Source organism: Dysgonomonas sp. Marseille-P4677 (genome assembly GCF_016652235.1).
Taxonomy (GTDB): Bacteria; Bacteroidota; Bacteroidia; order Bacteroidales; family Dysgonomonadaceae; genus Dysgonomonas.
Map to the genome: position 1 here is coordinate 1 of NZ_JAEPKU010000204.1, position 4,625 is coordinate 4,625.

The window sequence follows — 4,625 nt, forward strand, 5'->3', positions numbered from 1 at the left end:
CGTAATTTATTAAAACTTACACAATATTTTATTTATTGAAACATTATGCAGATGAAAATAATATACATATATGCTTTAGTTACTATAGTATCTCTCAACTTTATTGGTTGTCAGGTTAAATCAAATAAGGGGGACACTTCTCCCTCTTATCTGAAAGAGATTAGTAATGAAGGAAAAAACAAGAAAAAACCATACCTTACTGCAGGAGATAAAGCCTGTATTATAGGTACTCAAGATGGACTTTTTCCTGATATGGGAGGTCATGTTGCTGATGAAATGGGAGGTATTTGGACTCATCCTATAAAATTGGCTGATGGATTCTGGGCAAGAATAGGTGAAAATTCAGTACCTGACGGGGTCTGGTTGATAGAAGCAGATGAATACATTACCTATCCTTTTGGGAGTGAATTTATTTACAAGGATAAGTTAGAAGATTTGGAAGTAAATAGATTTCAATTTGCTCCGGATCAGGAGAAAGGTGTGATTATCAACTATACTATTAAAAATAATTCTGCCAAAGCACGAAATATAACATTGGATTTTGCTTTAAAAACTGATATCAGTCCTGTTTGGTTTTCAAAAGAAAATGGTATTTTGGACTACTCAGACCAATTAGTTTGGGATAGTAATAATAAACTGTTTTCTGCACGAGACTCGGTCCACGATTGGTCTGTTGTATGGGGTACTGACTCCCCTATTATCTCTTATGATGAAAACTTTAATGCTCCGATAGATACAAAAGGTTTGGGCAAAAGTGGACTTATCCAGACTTCGGTTGAAATTGCTTCTGGTAAAGAAAAAAATATTTCTTTTATAATAAGCGGATCTCAAAATAGTCTTGCAGATGCTATTTCGTCAAATCGTCTTCTATTGAAGAATAAAGAGAAAATGTTATCAGAAAAACAAACATCTTTTAATAATCTGCTAAATGTATCAAAAATTACTATTCCAGACAAAAACCTCGAGTCAACATATAATTGGGTAAAGGTAAATACTCGTTGGTTAGAAATGGATTTAGATGGTTTTGGCCGTTTCTTGGGAGCAGGAGCTATTGAATATCCATGGTTATTTGGATGTGATAATTCGTATGCTTTACAAGGCGTCTTAGCCTCAGGCAATTTTGATTTGGCAAAATCGACCCTCACGATTCTGAAAAATGTCTCGGAGAAAGTAAATGGAAATGGACGGATTATTCATGAAATGTCCTCAAATGGATATGTCTACAATAAAGGAAATACACAAGAAACAGCTCATTTTATTGTCGCGGTCTGGAAGACTTTTTTATGGACAGGAGATATTGCATTTTTACAAGATATGTACCCATATATAAAAAAAGGAATTCATTGGTTAACAGTTGATATGGATGCTAATAAGAACCTTTTTCCTGAAGGGTATGGCATTATGGAGGTTCATGGCTTGAATGCTGAATTAATAGATGTTTCTGTATATACACAGCAAGCATTGGAGGTCACTTCTAAAATGGCTACATTATTTAAAGAAGAGGCTCTGGCTAGTGAATACGCAAAACAGGCAGTTATTCTGAAAGATAAAATTAATACTGAATTTTGGGATGAAGACGAAAGTACCTATTGTGATTTTTTCGGGACAAAGGAGCAAGCGATTTCTGTAGCTAAAGGAGCAATAAAGCAAATTGGTATTGGAGGATATGTATCGGGTGATCATGAGAAAAACATCCTCTTTTATGAAGATTTAATCAAGAAATTCAACAACTATCCAGATTATACCCAAAAAGGGTGGCAAACTAATAAGAATTGGGTAATTACGACTCCAATTGAGACTGCAATTGCTCCATACGACAAAGCGATACTTAGTCTAGACAAAATACGGGCTGAACACTGTGGAGAGTATGGTCCTTATCTGTCTGCTGTTGAAAGAGATCGTATGATGACAATTTCAACAGGAGTGCAAGCTGTGTGTGAAGCGCAATATGGTCGTATTGAAGAGTGTTTGTGGTATACAAATAAAATTGTATCTACACTTAATAGAACACTCCCCGGATCAATAAATGAAATGATGCCTGATTATGGCTGTCCTGTGCAAGCATGGACTATTTATGGAGTCGCTGTGCCACTTATCAATTATATTTTTGGTATAACCCCTGATGCTTATAATAAAGAGGTTATTATTGAACCGAATTTACCATCAGAGTGGTCGGAAGCCATGTTAGAAAATCAACCGGTAGGAACTAACCATTATACTGTAAAAAGCATAAAAAAGGATAACACAAAACACTATACTATTTTATCAAAGGAGAAAGGATGGAAAACCATCTTGAAAATAAAAGATCTCGCTGGAAAAAAGTACATGTTGAATGGTAACAGTATGGTTGCGATATCAGATGATATACTGCTTGATGGATTAAATAATACTGTTGTTATAAACTTGTAATAACTCAAAGATATCTACAGAATTATTTATTTCCAATAAAAAAAGAGTATCTGAAACTTGGATTTTATTTAGATTTTAAGAGTTAGAGATAAAACAAATCAATACTTCCTTTTTGTAAAATAAAGCCTCTGAACAGAGGCTTTATTTTATCATATCTACCTAATTACATGTAATAGTTAAGGCTTAAAGACACGTGAAAATACGTTCTCTCAATGCTTTTGGGGACGAGATTGTCTCCAATTTTTGGGATAATTGCTTTTTATATTGTTCTATTTTTATCTGTTCCATTGTTTGTTAATTGTTAATATGGAAAATATTCAAAATACCTATTCCATATAATCTCTGCATATTTGAAGGCATAATCTTCTGCATATTTTTCGCCTCTGGCTATCCGTCCTGATTTTGTATTAAGTCGATCATGATGATGCCCTAATTCATGAAGGAAGATATGTAAAAGTAAATATGCTTTTATTTGATTTTCTGTGAAATAACAGATAGCATAATCTTTCTTTACTGCATATTTCACACCTAACTTATCAAATATGCTCTTATGCGCATTAAAATAACATAAGGCATATTCCTGAGTCATTTCCTTTTTCCATGCACAAATTCCAATCACACCGTTTTTATACCAGCCATCGGTAGAATAGCTCCCCGATGCTAGTAATACGGCATCAAATTTGACATCTATCTCTTCTCTATTTGGGAGTATTTCAAGAAACAATTTGATATCTCTTTTCTTTAGGAAGTGTTTATATCTTTTCCCCGGATTTTCAATATCAACTTGGATTTCATCCTGACTGGTATTCCAGTAATTAGGAGTCTTTGTATACCTGTTTTTCTTTTGGACTGTCCCTTTTTTTATTCTCGTTGCTGTTCGTCTTGCAAACATAATTTTTTAGTTTTATTTCTAAATTCTATTAACTCTATTGGTGCTCCATTATGCAAAATCATAGTTGCCCTAACTCCATCAGAAGGTATACCTGGTTCAGAAATAATTTCAAAATTATGTCTAGCAAGTTCCTTGTCAATATCATCAACTTCAAACGCAATATGAGGAACTAATTTTATTATATCTGATATTGCGCAATCTTTGTCAAATCTCATCCATTCAACCCCAAATGGACTAGTATTAAATCCTGAGACATAAAATTTCAGGTGAGGTAAATATCTCTCATTTGGCATAACTTTATCTGTTGGAATTCCAATGTGATGATATTTCCAGCCCCATTCATCAACGGCTAATGGCGCTTCATGATCTAATCGTATTTTATTCATAGTTATAATTCTATTTAGTCAATATTTCATTAATAACCTTTACAGGATTACCACGTTGCAGATTATTATGATTATCCCAATTCTCCTGTACCTGTTGTATTTGTTGTTCTTCGTTCCAGGCAGAAAGCTTGATAAGCAAACGTTCGGTTGCCAGTTTTTTATTTTGCATTTGTGAACGCTGATCTGATGCTGTAACGCTCAGTCCCGAAGGAGCATGCGTTGCTCGAACTGCCGACTCTGTTTTATTGACATGCTGTCCACCGGGTCCCGAAGATCGAAGTGTTTGATAAGTAATATATTGGGTATCTATATCACTCAGTTCATTGGGAGTAAAAGACTTTACTCCAACAAACCAATTCTTACGCTTATGATAAATACGGTAAGAGCTTTGTGCTATCCATTGAATAGTACCTTCCCATTCATCAATTATTTTTTCTACTTTACTACCTTCTAGTGAAACAATTGCTGAAAATAGTGTACGGTTCAATTCGCCTTCTTCGCGCTCTATAACCTCAGCTGTTAATCCAAGCTTTCCTGCCTGAGCGAGTACCTTCTCCAAAACCAATGCTACCACCCGGCAACATTCGGCAGGACCTCGCCCTGAAGTAATTTGTAGGTATATTTTATTGTCCTTCACTTTTCTTATTATTTATTTCAACCAATCTGTTTAATACTAATTGATCTTGATCTGGTTTTTCTTCTAAAAGTTCTAGTTCTGCTACTAGTTTAATAAAGACTTCAATATCTGTTATGCTCTGCAAAAATCGAAGATCAATATAATAGCCCGACTTTTTATGTCTAAAGAATTCGATATCCCATAGTTCAGTCTCAATAAAACCATCTTTGTAATGATATTTATAAGGCTCATACTTTTGAATATTATGTCTGAAATAATCAACCTTAGCAAAACATAATTTATATATTCTGAATATAATAAT

5 protein-coding genes are annotated in these 4,625 nt (G+C 34.2%); 1 reads left to right on the forward strand and 4 read right to left on the reverse strand.

Annotated features, from left to right (window positions below; all coding sequences use genetic code 11):
• Window positions 1-51: 51 nt before the first annotated feature.
• Entirely contained in the window at window positions 52-2,409 is a 2,358-nt protein-coding gene (locus JGH11_RS19105) for an amylo-alpha-1,6-glucosidase (protein WP_201114451.1), read from the forward strand.
• 301 nt (window positions 2,410-2,710) lie between these two features.
• Here the strand turns inward: JGH11_RS19105 and JGH11_RS19110 are convergent, their stop codons facing one another.
• From JGH11_RS19110 to JGH11_RS19125, 4 genes are all read right to left on the reverse strand, one after another.
• Window positions 2,711-3,301 carry a hypothetical protein gene (locus JGH11_RS19110; RefSeq protein ID WP_201114453.1) on the reverse strand — a complete coding sequence of 197 codons (591 nt, stop codon included), beginning with the start codon at window positions 3,299-3,301 and terminating at the stop codon, window positions 2,711-2,713.
• Window positions 3,271-3,687 carry a VOC family protein gene (locus tag JGH11_RS19115; protein ID WP_201114455.1) on the reverse strand — a complete coding sequence of 139 codons (417 nt, stop codon included), beginning with the start codon at window positions 3,685-3,687 and terminating at the stop codon, window positions 3,271-3,273. Before JGH11_RS19115 ends, JGH11_RS19110 begins: the two co-directional genes overlap by 31 nt.
• A gap of 10 nt (window positions 3,688-3,697) precedes the next feature.
• Window positions 3,698-4,324 carry a peptide chain release factor H gene (gene prfH / locus JGH11_RS19120; protein ID WP_201114456.1) on the reverse strand — a complete coding sequence of 209 codons (627 nt, stop codon included), beginning with the start codon at window positions 4,322-4,324 and terminating at the stop codon, window positions 3,698-3,700.
• A partial coding sequence (locus tag JGH11_RS19125) for a hypothetical protein (protein WP_201114459.1) occupies window positions 4,311-4,625 on the reverse strand: 315 nt, incomplete at its 5' end. The genes JGH11_RS19125 and prfH, both read right to left, overlap by 14 nt.

What these genes read in the sequence shown, in the direction of transcription:
- JGH11_RS19105 (WP_201114451.1), top strand. Translation starts at nt 52, where the DNA reads ATGAAAATAATATACATATATGCTTTAGTTACTATAGTATCTCTCAAC.
- JGH11_RS19110 (WP_201114453.1), bottom strand. Translation starts at nt 3,301, where the DNA reads ATGTTTGCAAGACGAACAGCAACGAGAATAAAAAAAGGGACAGTCCAA.
- JGH11_RS19115 (WP_201114455.1), bottom strand. Translation starts at nt 3,687, where the DNA reads ATGAATAAAATACGATTAGATCATGAAGCGCCATTAGCCGTTGATGAA.